Source organism: Sphingopyxis sp., assembly GCF_034380315.1.
GTDB lineage: Bacteria > Pseudomonadota > Alphaproteobacteria > Sphingomonadales > Sphingomonadaceae > Sphingopyxis.
In genome coordinates, this window is sequence record NZ_JAXMPB010000006.1 from 1 (window position 1) to 16264 (window position 16264).

Here is a 16264-nt window from a genome sequence, read left to right on the forward strand (position 1 = left end):
TCCCCGCCTCATGCTCCTTCAATATCGCGATGATCTGCTCTTCGCTGAACCTGCTTCGCTTCATTACGTCCGACTCCTTCGCGCCGGACTCTACTCAAAATCGGTCACATTTCAGGGGAGCACGTCATCGCCTGGAAGCTGTGTACCAACATGCGCGCCGAGGACGTCACCGACACGCTGGACCTCGCCCTGGCGGCTTCCGGATGTGACAGCGCCACAGTGCTGCACAAACCCAGGCTGCTCAGCGACAATGGTCCGAGCTACATCGCGGGCGAACTGGCCGAATATATCGAGGCCAACAAGATGACCCATGTCCGCGGTGCTCCGATGCACCCGCAGACCCAGGGCAAGATCGAGCGCTGGCAGCAGACCCTCAAAAACCGCATCCTGCTCGAGAACTACTTCCTGCCCGGTGACCTCGAAGCCAAGATCGAGGCCTTCATCGACCATTATAATCACCGACGTTACCACGAGAGCCTGAACAACGTGACGCCCGCCGATGCCTACTTCGGCCGGGCACCTGCCATCATCAAACAGCGTGAAAGGATCAAACGACAGACCATCGAATATCGGCGCTTGCAGCACCGCAAGCTCGCCGCCTAACATCAAACCCCGGACGAGGCCCACACTCCGCTAATTTACGCCGCGATCTGAGCCAAATGTCCTGACGACGGACAATCGGACCGCTGATCATCGTCCCGTCAGCGACCTGCAGAGTCTTCGCCTGCTCCACCGCACGGGCATACCATTGCATGATCGGATGTCGCGCGTTGACTGGCTTCACCTGCTCGGCGTTGGTCCAATCGGCTCCTAAGCTTCCAAGGAGATAGTCGCGCAAAAAATCGTGAAAAGTGCACCACTTCATCGAATGATAGAGCCGCTTTCCCACAGCGACCGCTCGCCCCCCCCCGCGACTTGCTCGGATATGATCGGGCGACCTAGCCCCTGCTGCTGCTGTCGGCGGCGCTGGAGCGCCTCGATCTCCTGGTGCCTGCGATCAATACCTGCCTAGACAGATCGTGGACACGCAGAGTCCGCCGTTGAGTGCGTGCCGCAGCAATGTTTATGTTTTCTCCTGCTCCCGCAAGGACAATGCTGGTTCCTGCCGATTTTTCCCATGATAGCAACATTGGCGCTCGGCCGTCTTTCATCAAGCTTCGGATTCCGTCCTATGCGGATGTGTTACGGAGGTAGACTCGAAGAGGTTCTTAGAGAGCAGAAACCCTCCCTAAACGTGCAGCTGGCTGATCTTAAGCGAGCGGGATCAATCGATGTCGAGAAAGTGGTGCCTGGGGACGGGATCGAACCGCCGACACTGCGATTTTCAGTCGCATGCTCTACCAACTGAGCTACCCAGGCAAGGCTGCTACGGCCGGACGGCCGTGCTGGCGAGCGGCGGCTATAGGCAGGCCATCGGGTCCTGTCCAGAGGCTTTTGAAACGAATTTTCGCGCGTTCAATCTTCGTCGTAACGATCGACATCGGCCGTGCCGTCGGGCGCCTGATGCGCCGGCACGCGATAGGATTCGCCGAACCAGGAAAGAAGGTCGCGGTCGCGGCATCCGCGGCTGCAGAACGGCTTGTAAACCTCGTCGCGCGGCTGGCCGCAAAGCGGACATTTGCCCGCCTTTTTCGCCACGTTACTGGGCATGCCCCACTCCCTTCGCCTGTTGATCGCGGCAGATTTCCACCGAGCGACCGGTACTGCGTTGCAGCCGCTCGATCCATTGCGGGTGCCGAACGATATGATCGGCGACCGACGGGCGCGCGACGAGCCGCAGCATTCCCGTCCCCTGCGCCCGTTCAGCCTGGCGCAGCAGCAGTGCCGCGTCAGTGCCGACCGGATCGAATCGCACCTGTTCGATCAGCGAGGGGCGTTCACGGCGGCGAATGATCTGCATAAAACCGAAGCCGTTGACAGCGGTGCGCTCGAACGGTGGCGGCAACAATGCGTCGATAGTCTCGGCGATCGCGAGACGGTCGCCCCGCCCGGCCAGCGAAGGGAAATCGATCCCGATCGCGCCGCCCACGCCGCAACAGCGTATCGCCTGTGCCGCGGCAACCGCCCCGGAACGGGCCAGGGCGAACGCGTCGCCGTCGCCGTCGATATCGATCAATAGCATGGCCGGGGTTGCATCGATCCAAAGCTCGCCGCCGCCGAAAGGCCAGCGGCCCGCCCGGATGCGATCGATAAGTTCGGACCAGCCCGCTTCTTCGAGCCGGTCCGGTCCCGCCGGCGAAAGGTCATGAATCGGAAATCCGGTTTGCGCTATCCGCGCGCGCAGATCGGGACCGGCATCGGGTAGCTGGCCCGAAGCGGCGATGCGTCCCCGCGCCGCCTTGTCGCGCCCCCGTTCCCGCAAAGCCATGCGCGTGATCTCGACGATCAGCGACGCACCCACGGAAGCGCCCGGCAGCACCGAATCCAGTGTGGCCTCATACCCCTCCGGGCCGTCCAGCACGGCGCGCGGCCGCGCCCCGCCCTCGGCCAAACGCCCCCGAAGAACAGCACCGATCCGTGGACCATCCCGGTCGCGTTCGACCCGGGCCTCGATAATGTCTCCGCCAGCGACGAGCGCCGCGCGCGCTTCGCCGATCCCGGCTTCGTAGAGCCACTCAGCCAAGCGACACGCCTGCGCCGGTCAGCAGGGAATAGGTTTCGAAAAGAGGCAGGCCGACGACGTTCGAATGGCTTCCCGACAAAAAGCGGACGAATGCCTCGGCGCGGCCCTGGATCGCATAACCGCCAGCCTTGCCCATCCCTTCGCCGCTTGCGACATAGCTTTCGATCTCTTCGGCGGCCAAGGCCTTGAACGCGACGATGGTATCGACAACCCGCACACGCGGCTTGCCATCCCGGCCCACAACGCAGACGCCCGACCACACATGATGGCGGCGCCCGGACAGCAGACCGAGCATAGCGCGCAAATCGTCCTCGTCGGCGGGCTTTTCCAGAATGCGGCGCCCGACCGCTACCGTCGTATCACCCGCCAAGACCACCTCGTCAGCGGCGCGCGCTACGGCAAGCGCCTTGCTCTCTGCAAGGCGCGCGACATAGGCACGGGGGATTTCGCCCCTTAGCGGCGATTCATCGATTTCAGGGGCAGCAATGCGCGCCGGAACGATACCGATGCGCGCCAGCAACTCGCGCCGGCGCGGCGAAGTCGAAGCGAGAACCAGCGCGGGAGATGTCGCCGCGCCGCTCACTTGAAGCGATAGGTGATCCGACCCTTGGTCAGGTCATAGGGGGTGAGTTCGACGAGCACTTCGTCGCCCACCAACACGCGAATGCGGTTCTTGCGCATCTTGCCGGCCGTATGGCCCAAAATCTCGTGGTCGTTTTCCAACCGGACGCGGAACATCGCGTTGGGCAGCAGCTCGACGACCTGGCCGCGCATTTCCAGAAGTTCTTCTTTCGCCATCAATCCTCTATGGGCTCGAAAAAATAGGATGGGCGCCCATAGCTCCAAATGCGCGCAAATGAAAGCCATCTGTCACTTGAGGCGCCGAGGCGGCGACGGCCGTAAACGGCGGCGCCCCCTTTCCCCCTTCCCAAGCCGCGATCAGGACACCAGCCGCATTTTTCGCAGAACCCGCCAGCCCACCGTTCTGACATAGGCGTGACGCGGCCATCGCGGCGGCATTCTCGGGTCGAACCCCAGTCTCCGCAGCGCCGCATTGGCGGCGTGCGCCTCGGATTCACGGTAGCTCCACTCGCTGCGCCAGGTGATCGACAAGGAGATAGACGGAGCGTCGCCATTGGCGACGAAATGCGGCGCCATGACCGGCATCAGCACCGCATCGCCAGGCTCTAGCGCGATAGCCTGCTGGTCGCCGTCGAACCCATCGCGCCAGGGAAGATTGCGATGCCCGCCGGTATGATAGCGTTCATGCTCCCGGCGGTCCGCAAACCGCTCGTCGCCTGCGGGCCAGACATTCATCACCTTCGCCCCGCGAAGCTGAAGGAGAATATTATGCTCCGGATCGAAGTGGAACGGCGTGATCGATTGCGGCGAGGAAACGAAGATGAACCCCTGCGGCGTCAGCATGGCTCCGGTGCACGGCTCGACGACAGGTCGCAGTTCGTTCAGCAGGTCCATCAACAGCGTGCAATAGTCAGGCTCAGTCTCGATATTCTTCAGCACCGCCCAGCTACGGTTTGTTTCGATCGTGCGGATCGTTTCGCCGATCGACAAACCGTTCGACGGGACATCCTCGGGCGCGATGCCGATCGGCAAGTCGCCCGGATTATACTCGACCTGCGCCGCGGGCAGCGCATCGGCAAGGTCGGCCAACGCATCGATCGACAGAAGCGGATGGTCGCGCAGTTGATGGCGCAGCGGACCCGCGCGGCCAGGGTAGAGGGCGCCCATCGCCTCCAGCGCATCGGCGGCAAAGACAGGCGGAACAATCGGTTGGCAAAGTGTCATGGCGCGTCCTGTTGCTTGGCGGTCGTTGTCCGGTTTTTCCAACGCCGCCAAAAGCCCTCCGCCCTGGTCAGCAAAGCGAATCTTATGCGGTCCGCCGTTCCGGACAGGGGCACATTCACCCAGACTAGGCGCCGACGTTCGCGCCATACGCTGTCGATCATCGGATGATCCGGCGCCGCGCAACTGTCGGCCCACCGGATACGATCATCGGAAAGAATATCCAGATTGTCCTGCTGGAGCAGCACGCCGGGCGAAAAGCGAGCATAATCTTCGTCGAAGGCCGTCTTGAACGAAAAGGCCCCGGGCGGACTGAGAAAATTGATGAGCATCGCCAGCGGCCGACCATCGAGTTCGAACGCTCGCATATCGAGCCGGCCTGCCTCGGCCCCGGCGGCTATGATGGCTCGAAACCAGGCAGCGGTGTCATTTTGGCTGGCGAGCGCCGAACGCTCGCGCCCTTTCCACCCGCTTCCTTCCAGTTGCAGAAACGCATCAACCCAATCGTCGACCCGTTCGCCCACCTGCCAGCGCCGAAACCCTATTGCGCCCAGTTCGGCGAGACGATTTGCCTGCCGGCGCAACTCCTTGCGCTTCTTGGCGCGCACCGATGCGTTCCAATAGTCGCCGGGCGACAGGTCGCTGTCGAGAAAGGCGCGCTCTTCGTGGTGCACGGTGACGGCTTCCCTGCCCCTTACGCGCGCAACGTCCATCAGCGCGCAATGCAAGGGGCCGTCCTCGGTCAAGCGCGGGGCATGCAGCAGCGTCCGCGCCCAATGCGACGCATCGCACCAGCCGAGAAGTATCGACCAGAACAACCGTTCGAATCCGGCGCGAACCAGCGGCGCGCCGTGAAAGTGATTGGCATGCACCCAACCCGCAACATGGCGGATCGGGACGCGGCCGTAGCGCGCGGACAATATGAGCGGCATCACGCCGATCACCGGGCCATCAGAACCGTCACGAACCATCACGAGACGCGCCTGCCGATCAGGGTCGAGCAGATGCAACGCTGATTGCAGGCACCAGCGTTCGACAAAGGGGTTGGGCTCGCTCGCCTGTGCCGCAAGCCGATCCCATGCCTCTGCCAACATCGGCGACAGTGCCAGCGGATCCACGACACGCACCGTCAGCGGGGCCAATTCGGGGTCCACTGGGCTGCTGTCGGCAGGAAAGGCGGGATGCACGGTCATCGCAGGCGCGCATAACAGCCAAGCGTTAAGATCGGGTGGCAGCGCCGTCCATGCCCGGACTGTGTTCCGGGCATGACCCTCAGATTCCGAACAGCTTGGCGAGAGATTTTTCGAGCATGAAAAACTGCCAGATCAATCGCCCGTGATCGCGCCGCCCCGATTGGTGCGCCGCAACGATACGTTCGATTTCCGCCATATCGAACCAGCCTGAACGCGCCAGCGTCGATGAGGTCGCAAGCCCGCGGGCCTGATCGGTCAGCGCACCGCGAAACCATTGCGACACCGGGGTCACAAAGCCCATTTTGGGGCGATAGAGAATCTCGTGCGGCAAATAGCGCTCCATCGCCTGTTTCATGATCGCCTTGCCGGTGCCGCGCTTCACCCGCATCGAAGCCGGCAAGCTGGCGGCGAATTCAACGAGCCGGTAATCGAGCAGGGGCTCACGCGCCTCCAGGCTGACCGCCATGCTCATTCGGTCGGTCTTGGTCAGAATATCGCCGGGCAACCAGATTTTGAGGTCGGCATATTGGGCGCGGTCGAGCGGTTCACGCGCCGGCGCCTCGGCCATCGCCCGCCAATAGCGCGCCTCGGCGACATGATCGCCCAATCCCCGAAGCGCCGCATCGTTGAACAGCCGCGCGCGCTGGCCGGGGCCGGTGACACCGACCGCTTCGGCATATCCCTCTGCCCCGCCTTTCGACAGGCTGGCGAGCGTCGCGCGAGCACGCAGCGGCCGCGGCGCCCAGTCCATCTGGGGCCATATTCGTGCCAGCGGTCCCAGTACGCCGCGTCGCAGCGCCGCCGGAATCAAACCACGCAGCCGTTCTTCCTGATGCTGGAATACCAGTCGGCGATAACCGGCGAACGCCTCGTCGGCGCCGTCGCCAGACAGGGCGACCGTCACTTCTTCGCGCGCCAGTTCGCAGACCCGGTAGGTCGGCAGCGCGCTGGCGTCGGCAAAGGGTTCATCAAACATGTCCGCGATCCGGTCGATCAGCCCGAAATCGGACGCGGCGACGGTCCGCGTACGATGGTCGGTCGCGAACCGGTCGGCGATCATCTGCGCATAGGCCGTTTCGTCGAGCGCCGCCTGATCGAAGCCAATGGTGCAGGTTTTGACGGCCTTTGCACTCGCCTCCGCCATCAGCGCGACGACCGCGCTGGAATCGACCCCGCCCGACAGAAAGGCACCGAGCGGCACATCGGAAACCATACGATCGGTCACTGCCGTGCGCATCAGATGGATCAGATGCTCGGCAGCTTCGGCTTCGTTCGCCCGGATGCGCTTCGAAAAATCGGGCGCCCACCAGCAGGTCGGCGCGGGCACCGGCTTGCCGCGTTCGAGCAGCAAGAAATGACCCGCCGCCAGCTTCTCGACCCCCGCCACGATACAATTGTCGTCGGGAACATAGCCGAGCGCCAAATAGTCCTCCACCGCCGACAGATTGGCTTCCTGACGCAAGAGCGGGTGCCGCAGCAGCCCCTTGAGTTCCGACGCAAAGGCAATCGAACCATCCGACAGGCGGGCATAGTGGAGCGGTTTCACGCCCAGGCGGTCACGCGCGAGAAACAGGCATCCGCGGATATGGTCATGGATCGCAAAGGCGAACATGCCATTGAGCCTGGACAGGCAGTCGGGACCCCATTGCCGCCACGCGGCGATGATGACCTCGGTATCGCCCTCGGTGCGAAAACGATGGCCGCGATCCTCCAGTTCGGCACGCAGCGCACGGAAATTATAGATCTCGCCATTGTAGGTGAGCGTTACCGCCTCGTCATCGCTGGCCATCGGCTGGGGACTGCCCGCGATGTCGATGATCGAGAGCCGCAGATGCGCCAATCCCACGCCGGGAGCGGTCCATTCGCCCGCCCCGTCAGGACCGCGATGCTGCATCGGTTGCAGCATGGCGCGCACCCGCGCCGGATCGACCGGCTTTGCCGTTTCCAGATGATAAAGACCTGCGATACCGCACATATGGGCTGTCTAGCGGCTTTTGAGCGCGCGGTCAGCCATTGCCTGCGCACCGCCCGAAGCGGACACGAATGCGGCGATCGCGTCGCGCCCCCCCTGCCCCTGTTCGGCAGAGACGACCAGCGACAAGGCGCGCGGGTCGCCGCTGAACAATCGGGCCGACAGTTCGGCCAGTTTGGCGCGGCGCGGGTTGCCCGTTACGCGGCCGTCGACGACATACCAGGTCGCAGCATCACGCAGCACCGGTCCAGCGTGCAGCAGGCGTTCGCTTCTGGCACCATCGATCGGGTCGAGCGCCGCGCTCCACGCCCAGCCGCCATCGGGATCGATCGCGCCTTGCCCGAATGCGACCACCTCACGCCCTTCGGACTGGCGTTCATAGCCGCCGATCGCAACGGTGACACGTCGGCCATCCGGCCCTTCGAAATGGCGAACCAACCGCCGGTCGGCGCCGTCGAAGCGCGCGGCCCACGGTGTTCCTTGTTGCGGCGCCCGGCTCCACCCCGGAGGCGCCGCGACCGTCATCATCGGCGCCAGCGGTGCAGAGCGACCACCGACCAGCATCGCCCATCCGGCAAACAGCAAGGGTATGGCGACCGCAATAGGCAGCGCGGCGCCCGCCGAGGCGGTGAAGCGCGGAGTGCCTTCTAACCCAGACACGTCGACCGCCGCATCGTCGGCAGGCCGGTCGAACCAGCGCCGCGCGACCAGCATCACCAGCAGGATCACCAATCCGAAGAATATCCAGCCATAGAAAATATGGTCGATGCCGCCCGCCGCCTCTATCCCCCAGATTTCGGCCGCGACCATCGTGCCATAGGCGCGCAGTGCATTGGCGAGGATCGTCGTCGCAAGCGCACAGACGACAAAGACGATCCGCCGCGTCCAGCTGCGAAAACACAGATGTGCGGCAAAGACCGAATAAGCGAGCATCGCGATCAGAAAGTTGACCCCCGAACATTCCTCCGCGACTTCGAAGAAACCCGCCCGCGTCGTGATGAACACTCCTTCCATTTCCGCCGACAGGCCGGTCAAATGAAGCAAGGCGACACTGATATGGGCTGTGAAATTCTGGAGCAGCGGCACCAGTTCTTCGCCAAAAGGTATCAGCAAAAGCGCATAGGCGAGCGGAAACAGCAGAGCGCGCACCAGCTTTTCGCCCAGCGTGACCGCCACTGCACCCTGCAGCATCAGGACCAGCCCGAGTTGGCGGAACAGCGCAACCCCCGCAGCTTCGCCGACGAGCCACACCAGCCCGCCCCCCGCCATCCAGACGAGCGCCGGCCACCACCAAGCCGGCACCAGCGGGCGCAGCAGCGCGATGCGCTGCGACACCAGCCAGCCGATCATGGGGACCATCAGCAGACAGTGGGTAAAGGTCGAACTGTGCCACCAGATGCCCGCCATATCCAAAGCATCACGGTGAAACAGGAGAAGTATGAGGCCGGCCAGCAAGACGAGCGCGGTCAGATGCCGCTTCCAGAGCGCCGCAGAGGGGGCAACGGTCATGCGGCGAGCCCCAACAACGCGCCAAGCGGAGCCAGGCGGGCGTCCCAGCCATAGCGCGCGATCATCCTGGCCCGTGCCGCATGGCCCATTTTTTCCGCCGTAGCCCGATCGCCGAACAATCGCCCCGCCGCCTCCGCCATTGCTTCGGCCGTGTCGGCGACGAGCAAATGCGTGCCGTCCTGTGCATCGATGCCCGTCGCGGCGGCGGCGCTGGCAACGACAGGCCGCGCCATCGCCATTGCTTCGAGCAGCTTATTCTGCACCCCGCGGGCCAGCAAAAGCGGCGCAACCACCACATCGGCGGCGGTCAGCCAAGGCCGGACATCGGGCACTTCGCCCGTGACGATCACCCCGGGTATCGCGCCAAGAGTCCGGACCTCGTCGGTCGGCGCTCGGCCAACAATCGCAAAGCGGGCGGCGGGATGCTGTCGGCGGATTAGAGGCAGAACGTCGGCCACGAACCAGCGCACCGCGTCGATATTCGGCCGATAATCCATCTGCCCTGTAAACACCGCCAGCGGCCCTTCGCCCTGGCCTACCATTTCCATCGGCTGCGCCGGGTCGAAGCGCGCCGTGTCGATGCCATTTTCGACCGCGCGCACCCGGTCGGTCGACAGGCCGCTGCGGGCGCGGAACAGCGCGGCTTCGGCCTCGCTGACGAACAGGCTGACATCAGCGTCACGCGCAACCTTTGCCTCGAAAGCGCCGAGCACCCGCGCTTCGCGCGCATGGACCCAGTGGAGCGGCTGGCGCTTGTCCTGTTCGGCGTAGCTGGCAAATTTCGCCGAATCGACATCGACGAAATCCATGATCACCGGCCCGCCGAAACCAGCGGGAACATATTGCGCCATCTGACCCGAAAAGGCCACGATGTGGGTGATCGTGCCGCGCGCCAGCAGCGCCTCGACATGGCGCCCAAGCGCGCGGCTGCGGAACAGTCGGTTCGATACCGGTTCGCCGCGCAATACCGCGTGCGCCAGCGCGAGCGGCCGCGACACGCCGCGAACCTCGACCGTCAGACTCCGGCAAAGCGGCGCCATCTTCTCGCGCGCCAGCGCCGCATCAGCGGAATTGTCGGCAAGCGCCGCAACATGAACCGGCGCCAGCTTTGCCAGTGCTTCGAACATGTGCCAGCTGCGGATGCGGTCGCCGCGATCGGGCGGCCATGGCGCCCGGTGAACGAGGAACAATATTTCGGCCATCAGCCAAGCCCGCGCGCGATCAGCGGTCCGACCCGGTTCGCCGCCCACAGGGGGAGCCGTTTCCAAAGGTCGACCTGCAGCCGATATTTGGCACTGTTGGGATTGGTGTCCCGCGGTTTTTCACCCGGCGCCAGCCAGCGCGCATAGACCAGCGAGCGCGGTTCGAAACCCCAATTCTTCTTATAGGCATAGGGGCCGGTCCCAAGCTTTGAACGACCGAAATCGAAGCGCATTGCACCGCGTCGCCGCGCATGGCCCATCAGCGCATAATACATCAGCTCATTGGCTCGCAGCCCGCGTGCTTCGGCAAGCCCACCGCCCCAATAAGGCATGACTGTGCCGCGCCAATAGAGGCTGAGAACGCTCGCAACCGCGCGCCCGCCTCCGTCGCGCACCGTCAATATGTCAGCATCCGTGCCAAAGGCATCGAGCACCGCATCGAACAGCGACCGCGGGAACACCGGCGTTCCAAGGTTGCGCACGCTGGTCGCATAGACATGATAATGGTCACGGCGCTCGTCGGCATCGCGTCCCGTTGTGACGCGCAATTCGCTTGCCAGTGCCTTGCGCACTTCAGCCCGCTGCTTGCGCGGAATGGCGAGCAATTCGCTGTCATCATCGGCCGCGAGGTCGCGTACGAAACCCGCATAGACATCGGCTTCGCGGCACCAGCCATCCCCTTCGGGCAGCGCACCGCCGCGCAGTTCAACCGACGGCACGCCGAGCGTGCGTGCCATATCTGCCACGCCAGCGGACAATGTTGCGGCAATAGCGGGATCGTCGGCCAATATGCCGCCATCGACTGCAAAACCGCTCCCCACCAGCGCCTGTCCGAACAGCGGCGAGCGGACATGATGAAGCGGCAACAAGCCGGTGAGCGCGCCATCGGCCGCGCGCGCCGTTACGAGATGGCATTGATGCCCCGTCGCCAGGGTAATCGCCTCGCACCAGGCGCGGCTGTGGAAGGGTGTAGCATCGGGGTGGGCCGCGACATAGGCATCCCACGCGGCGCCATCGGACAACGGCACAGCGGACGGAATCTTGCCACCTGCCCCTTCCGCCGCGATCACTTCCGGCTGCAACCCACTCACGCCGCCGCCCGCCACGGCTGCGCGCGGCCTTGCTGCGCGGCCAACAGGGCGTCGGCACGGGTCCATTCGAAATCGACAAGAAGTTTTCGTAACTTGCCGGCCATTGCCGACAAGCCGCTGTAATGACGTATTTTCGATTTAAGCGGCGCTCCCGCGACACGCGGCTGATCGGGGTCGATTTCCCAGGGATGGAAATAGAGAATGGCAGGATGCCCCTCCGCATTCATTCGGGCAACCGCCCAGCGGGTAAAGGCATAGGGGAGCATCCGCATAAAACCGCCGCCGCCCGCAGCCAGCGTCCGCCCGGCGAAGCGCGCCGTCGTCACCGGCCATTCCACCAGATCGCTGTCGGGCAATGGCATCCACGCATGGCGCGGGCTTTGTGGCCAGCCATAATGATCATGGACGACGGGCGCGACACTGGAAGAATAGGCATAGCCTTGTTCGGCGAGCACCATATGTGCCCAAGGGGTGCGCGCGTCGACCGAAAAGCTGGGTGCGCGATAACCGCGCACCGCCGCTCCGCCCAGATCCTCCAGGATCACCTGCGTCCGTTTGAGGTCGGCGGCAAACTCATCGGCGGTCATCGTGAAAACGCGCTTATGATCGTAACCGTGGCTTGCGAGTTCATGCCCCGCCGCGACAATGCGCCCGATCAGCGCCGGGTAGCGCTCGGCGATCCAGCCCAAAGTGAAGAAGGTACCCCGCACCCCGGCATCGGCGAAAATCTGAAGCACCGCATCGCAATTCGCCTCCACCCGGCATTCGAGTGTGGGCCAATCGGCACGGTCGATCGTCCGCTCAAAGGCGCCGACCTGAAACCAGTCCTCCACGTCGACCGACAGGCCGTTCTGCATTTTCCTTCACCTTCATCGACCGCATAGCAGAGGAAGGGCGGACCGTCAGGCCGCCCAGACCTGCGACGTTGCCGGATTCGGCGCATTTTCCGGATCGCGCTCAACCCATTCGATCAGCAGGTCGAGGACGCGGCGCAATGCCACATCCTGTTCGGCCAAACGCCCCTCCAACGCCGTGATCCGGTCGCGCAGCGCCGTCACTTCTTCTTCACTCGCCCCCGAAGGCAGCGAAGAGGCAACAGCCGCCGCTGGCACCAGTTCGAGCACATCTTCGTCGTTCCCGACTGGCGGCGCCGCAAAGGGACCACGCGATTCAGGCGCCGCCGCAGGCTGCGGCCATTCGACCGGAGCTGTCACGACGACCGCCTCCGCGACAATCTCTTCGACTGGAAGCGGCGCCAGCGACGCTTCGTCGATACCCCGATCGGATTCGATCTCGGCGATGACGCTACGCACATGATGTCCGCCGATACGGTTCAATTCCTCGACCGCGCCAAACAGCAGCAGGCGGCTGACCAATACGTTCAACTTGCGCGGTACACCCTCGCTATAATCGAAGATCAGTTCGAACGCCTCGGGGCTGAAGCTAGGGTTACCGGTCCATCCGACCTTGCCAAGCCGATGAAGGATATAGGGCTCGACCTCTTCGGGCTCCATCGGGTCCAGATGGTGAGTAGCGATTACCCGCTGGCGCAGCTGCTCCAGACTCGGCGAATGGAACAGGGTCTGACGGAATTCGGGCTGGCCGAGCAGGAATATCTGCAGCAGCGAATGGCCGCCAAGCTGAAAATTGGAGAGCATACGTAGCTCTTCGAGCGCCGAGATCGCAAGATTCTGCCCTTCGTCGACGATCAGCAGCGTGCGCTTTCCAGCACGCGCCTGTTCGCGCAGATATTGTTCCATCGAACGCAGCAGTTCGGCCTTGCTCTGCCCTTCCCACTCCAGACCGAATTGTTCGGCTACCAGACGCAGCAGATCGTCGCCTTCGACCTGCGTGGACACCAGTTTCACAGCCGTCAGCCGGTTGGGATCGATTGTGTTCATCAAATGCCCGACGAGCGTGGTCTTGCCAGCACCGACATCGCCGGTGATGACAATAAACCCTTCGCCCTGCGCCAAACCATAGCCAAGATAGGACATGGCCTTGCGATGCGTTCCGCTTTCGAAATAGAAATGCGGGTCCGGTGTGAGCTGGAACGGACGCCCGGTAAAGCCGTAAAATTGATCGTACATCGCAATAATTCCTGTTCCGGGATCAGAAGCTGTAACGCATTCCCACCAAAGCCGATCCGATAAGCTGGCTGTTGAAACCATCCTGATCGAACGCGTTCAGGCTGGCGGCGGCGGTGCCGCTGAGGCCGCGCCAGAAACGCCGCGAATAGGATGCCGTCAGCCCCGCCGACTGAACATCGCTGGCCCCCGGCGCCCCATTGTCGAAATAGTTGAGATATCCCGACAATGTGATGTCGGAATCGGCGTCCAGACGGCGGCCAGCCGTGACGAAGAGATAGTAGTTTTCATCGACAACCCCGTCGAGCGAGGCGATGACCGATGATGCCGGAACCAGCAAGCGGCGGCGATCATAGCCGACGCCAACGCCATAGCTCCATCCGTCAAATCGCGATGCCAGCGACGCCTGAACGCCGCGATTACGGAACTGCGCCGCACTGGCATTGCCAAGGCGATTCGAAAGGCAACTGCCCCCTTCCGCCCCGAACACGCACGGATCGACATCCCCGCCGATGGGATTGCGCGTCGGATCAAACTGGGTCGGCAGCGCCGCCAGTCCTCCGGACAGACCACGCCCGAAGCTGGACAGGCCGTCATAGACGCCGATTTGCAGCTGCGTGGCATGATTGGGGCGATAGGTAAAACTGCCCGTATATATGGTGTCGCCATAGCGACGACCGACCTTTGCAGTCAGCGACGTACGGCGGCTGGGCTGCCACATCACGCCTGCGTCCCAAATCAACCCGTCGACATCGAAGGAGAGGACGCGCGGGCTCGACTTGTCGGTGACGAAGCGCCCGTTGCTGTCGCGAACGGGCACGCCGTTTGAATCCAGTACCGGTTCGCGCTGGCCAATCTCGATATCCTCATACCCCACGCCGCCAAGCAGCGCGAGGGTCGGGCCGATCGGCACCGTCACGTCGGCGCGGGCATATTTCCCCTGAAAGCGTTGGTCGAGCTGGCTCGCATCCTCGCGCTCATATCCCCCCGAGACTTGCCAGCCGAACGGCAATTCGCCGGGGCGGGCACCGATGCTGGCATAGGCCACATGGTTGGTCGAGCTGTCAAAAATATCCTGCCGGACCGCACCCGACGGCAGCAGGGCCGGGCTGTCGATATCGGTTTTGGTATAACCGAAGCGATAGCCAGCACCAATGTCGAGCCCGCCGATCCGCTGGGTCAGCGTGGGGCCCGCATAGACCGAATAGATATTGGCCACATTGCTCGAACCGCCGTTGATGATGCCATTGTCGGCGCCCTGACCATCGGCGCGCGTGCGCGTCGCGAGTGCCCCCGCCTCCAGGTTCAGGCCTTGCACCAGTTCGACACGCCCTCGGGCCAAGCCGCTGATCACGTCCTGATCGCGAAGATTACCGCCCCACCCGAATTGGCGTTCGTAGCGCAGCGATCCCGCCAGTTCGACCCGGCGCGTGATGATCGCGGCATCCACCCCAATCGCAGCCGTGGTATAGGTCAGCACGTCGCCGCCATTCTTCAGGTCGGCGCTGAGTACCTGTCCGATCTCCAGATAGGGGGTAACGTCAACGCGGCGTTCCGTCCGCTGTCCGCCGCGCTGGACCGTCCGCGGATCAGCCGATGGTGCCGACGCCCCCGACGGCTCGCCTGCCCCGCCACCTTGCTCTCCCGACCATTGCGCCTGCGCGCTGCCCGCGGTTCCCACGAGCAGCAGGGTCGCAATCATCCCGATGCGGCGTATCCCGACGTGTCTGTTGCGCATCATGATGCGCCCCCCTGTCCATAATAGGTACCGAAACGGCGGCCGCCCGGCGAAAACTTCACGCCGTTCAAAAGCAACTGGATATGCGGGCATCCGCCCATCAGGCCGATCGCATCGCGCAGCGAGGATTCCAGCGTTTCGTCGGCGCGCACAACCATGATTAACTGGCCGACATGACCGGCCAGGACCGCCGCAGGCGATGCTGCGAGCACTGGGGGTGAATCGAGGATCAGAATACGCCCGGGAGCACCCTGTTCCAACCGGGCCAGCAACGCCTCTGTCCTGGCCGAGGCCAGCAATTCGGTATCGTGCATATGCTGGGTGCCCGCAGGCATCACCTTCAGCCCCGGGATGTCAGTCTGGATCAGACATTCGCCGAGCGGCAAGCGCGCGTCGGCAAGCGCATCCATCAAGCCCGGTCCATCCTCCAGGCCCAATGCGCCCAGAACACTGGGCTTTGCGATATCGGCATCGATCAGCAGCACATCGTGATCAGCCTCGGTCGCGAGGCTGAGCGCGAGATTGACCGCCGAAAAAGTCTTGCCTTCGCCCGGATTTGCCGACGCGATCAGCACGCGATGCCCCCGTGGCAGCACCGGCCGATTGCCGCTACCGGAGAAATTGCGGATCAGTTCGCGCTTCACGATCCGATATTCTTCCGAAATGCCCGTCACCGGCATTCCTGGCACGATCATGCCGTTCGCCGCGAGGCGATCACGGTCGATAACGCCCTGGCGCTGCGGTACCACTGCGGGTTCGGACCGCGCGATTTCCTTGCTGACGGAAGGTTTGGGTGCGGGATCGATCGTCGGTGCGGCCTCTACGGCCGGGGAAACGGGATCCAGAATTTCCTGCTTTGCAACCGGCTCGGCCGCGATGGCAGCGCTATCCGCCTGCCCGGCCTTCTTCGGCTTTTTCTCCGGCTCCGGGGGAAGTTTCGACACGTCGATGGTCGGCGCATTTTTTGCCGCATCGATACCGAACATGTCGGCAGCGCGCTCCAGCAACGAGGGCTGACGCTTTACGGGGCGTTGATCATTCATTTC

At 63.6% G+C, this 16264-nt stretch carries 15 protein-coding genes, 1 tRNA gene and 1 pseudogene; 1 reads left to right on the forward strand and 16 read right to left on the reverse strand.

Annotated features, from left to right (window positions below; translation table 11 throughout):
* Nucleotides 1-120 precede the first annotated feature (120 nt).
* Nucleotides 121-603, forward strand: a pseudogene (locus U0S50_RS12015) (transposase); the annotation flags it as partial.
* A 405-nt stretch (nucleotides 604-1008) separates the two neighbouring features.
* Here U0S50_RS12015 and U0S50_RS18535 read toward each other — a convergent pair.
* From U0S50_RS18535 to U0S50_RS12090, 16 genes are all read right to left on the reverse strand, one after another.
* The gene (locus U0S50_RS18535) at nucleotides 1009-1119 is read right to left on the reverse strand and encodes an SEC-C metal-binding domain-containing protein (protein WP_416194988.1); all 111 of its coding nucleotides are present in this window, start codon (nucleotides 1117-1119) and stop codon (nucleotides 1009-1011) included.
* A gap of 164 nt (nucleotides 1120-1283) precedes the next feature.
* Nucleotides 1284-1359 (reverse strand) — tRNA-Phe (locus tag U0S50_RS12020).
* 96 nt (nucleotides 1360-1455) lie between these two features.
* The gene (locus U0S50_RS12025) at nucleotides 1456-1650 is read right to left on the reverse strand and encodes a DNA gyrase inhibitor YacG (protein ID WP_322309004.1); all 195 of its coding nucleotides are present in this window, start codon (nucleotides 1648-1650) and stop codon (nucleotides 1456-1458) included.
* Nucleotides 1640-2623 carry a ribonuclease gene (locus U0S50_RS12030; RefSeq protein WP_322309005.1) on the reverse strand — a complete coding sequence of 328 codons (984 nt, stop codon included), beginning with the start codon at nucleotides 2621-2623 and terminating at the stop codon, nucleotides 1640-1642. Before U0S50_RS12030 ends, U0S50_RS12025 begins: the two co-directional genes overlap by 11 nt.
* Nucleotides 2616-3206 (reverse strand): Maf family protein, encoded by a 591-nt coding sequence (locus tag U0S50_RS12035; RefSeq protein ID WP_322309006.1) that lies wholly within the window; start codon nucleotides 3204-3206, stop codon nucleotides 2616-2618. The genes U0S50_RS12030 and U0S50_RS12035 overlap by 8 nt, the downstream gene beginning before the upstream one ends.
* The gene (infA, locus tag U0S50_RS12040) at nucleotides 3203-3421 is read right to left on the reverse strand and encodes a translation initiation factor IF-1 (protein WP_003049127.1); all 219 of its coding nucleotides are present in this window, start codon (nucleotides 3419-3421) and stop codon (nucleotides 3203-3205) included. Before infA ends, U0S50_RS12035 begins: the two co-directional genes overlap by 4 nt.
* Nucleotides 3422-3562: 141 nt before the next feature.
* Nucleotides 3563-4429 carry a cupin-like domain-containing protein gene (locus U0S50_RS12045; RefSeq protein WP_322309007.1) on the reverse strand — a complete coding sequence of 289 codons (867 nt, stop codon included), beginning with the start codon at nucleotides 4427-4429 and terminating at the stop codon, nucleotides 3563-3565.
* Nucleotides 4426-5619 carry a GNAT family N-acetyltransferase gene (locus tag U0S50_RS12050; protein ID WP_322309008.1) on the reverse strand — a complete coding sequence of 398 codons (1194 nt, stop codon included), beginning with the start codon at nucleotides 5617-5619 and terminating at the stop codon, nucleotides 4426-4428. Before U0S50_RS12050 ends, U0S50_RS12045 begins: the two co-directional genes overlap by 4 nt.
* Before the next feature lie 79 nt (nucleotides 5620-5698).
* Nucleotides 5699-7594: an XrtA/PEP-CTERM system amidotransferase gene (locus U0S50_RS12055; RefSeq protein ID WP_322309009.1), complete on the reverse strand. Its 1896-nt coding sequence runs from the start codon at nucleotides 7592-7594 to the stop codon at nucleotides 5699-5701.
* A 9-nt stretch (nucleotides 7595-7603) separates the two neighbouring features.
* Nucleotides 7604-9100, reverse strand: a complete 1497-nt coding sequence (gene xrtA, locus U0S50_RS12060; RefSeq protein WP_322309010.1) for an exosortase A — start codon at nucleotides 9098-9100, stop codon at nucleotides 7604-7606.
* Nucleotides 9097-10302 carry a TIGR03087 family PEP-CTERM/XrtA system glycosyltransferase gene (locus U0S50_RS12065; RefSeq protein WP_322309011.1) on the reverse strand — a complete coding sequence of 402 codons (1206 nt, stop codon included), beginning with the start codon at nucleotides 10300-10302 and terminating at the stop codon, nucleotides 9097-9099. Before U0S50_RS12065 ends, xrtA begins: the two co-directional genes overlap by 4 nt.
* Nucleotides 10302-11384 (reverse strand): FemAB family XrtA/PEP-CTERM system-associated protein, encoded by a 1083-nt coding sequence (locus U0S50_RS12070; protein ID WP_416194992.1) that lies wholly within the window; start codon nucleotides 11382-11384, stop codon nucleotides 10302-10304. The genes U0S50_RS12065 and U0S50_RS12070 overlap by 1 nt, the downstream gene beginning before the upstream one ends.
* A 5-nt stretch (nucleotides 11385-11389) precedes the next feature.
* Complete coding sequence (locus U0S50_RS12075; protein WP_322309012.1) at nucleotides 11390-12250, reverse strand: XrtA system polysaccharide deacetylase; 861 nt, start codon at nucleotides 12248-12250, stop codon at nucleotides 11390-11392.
* Nucleotides 12251-12295: 45 nt separating this feature from the next.
* On the reverse strand, nucleotides 12296-13483 hold the full coding sequence (locus U0S50_RS12080; RefSeq protein ID WP_322309013.1) for an XrtA/PEP-CTERM system-associated ATPase: 1188 nt from the start codon (nucleotides 13481-13483) through the stop codon (nucleotides 12296-12298).
* A gap of 22 nt (nucleotides 13484-13505) precedes the next feature.
* On the reverse strand, nucleotides 13506-15221 hold the full coding sequence (locus U0S50_RS12085) for a hypothetical protein (RefSeq protein WP_322309014.1): 1716 nt from the start codon (nucleotides 15219-15221) through the stop codon (nucleotides 13506-13508).
* A complete protein-coding gene (locus U0S50_RS12090; protein WP_322309015.1) occupies nucleotides 15218-16261 on the reverse strand; it encodes an AAA family ATPase in 1044 nt (347 codons plus the stop codon). The genes U0S50_RS12085 and U0S50_RS12090 overlap by 4 nt, the downstream gene beginning before the upstream one ends.
* Between the last annotated feature and the right edge of the window lie 3 nt (nucleotides 16262-16264).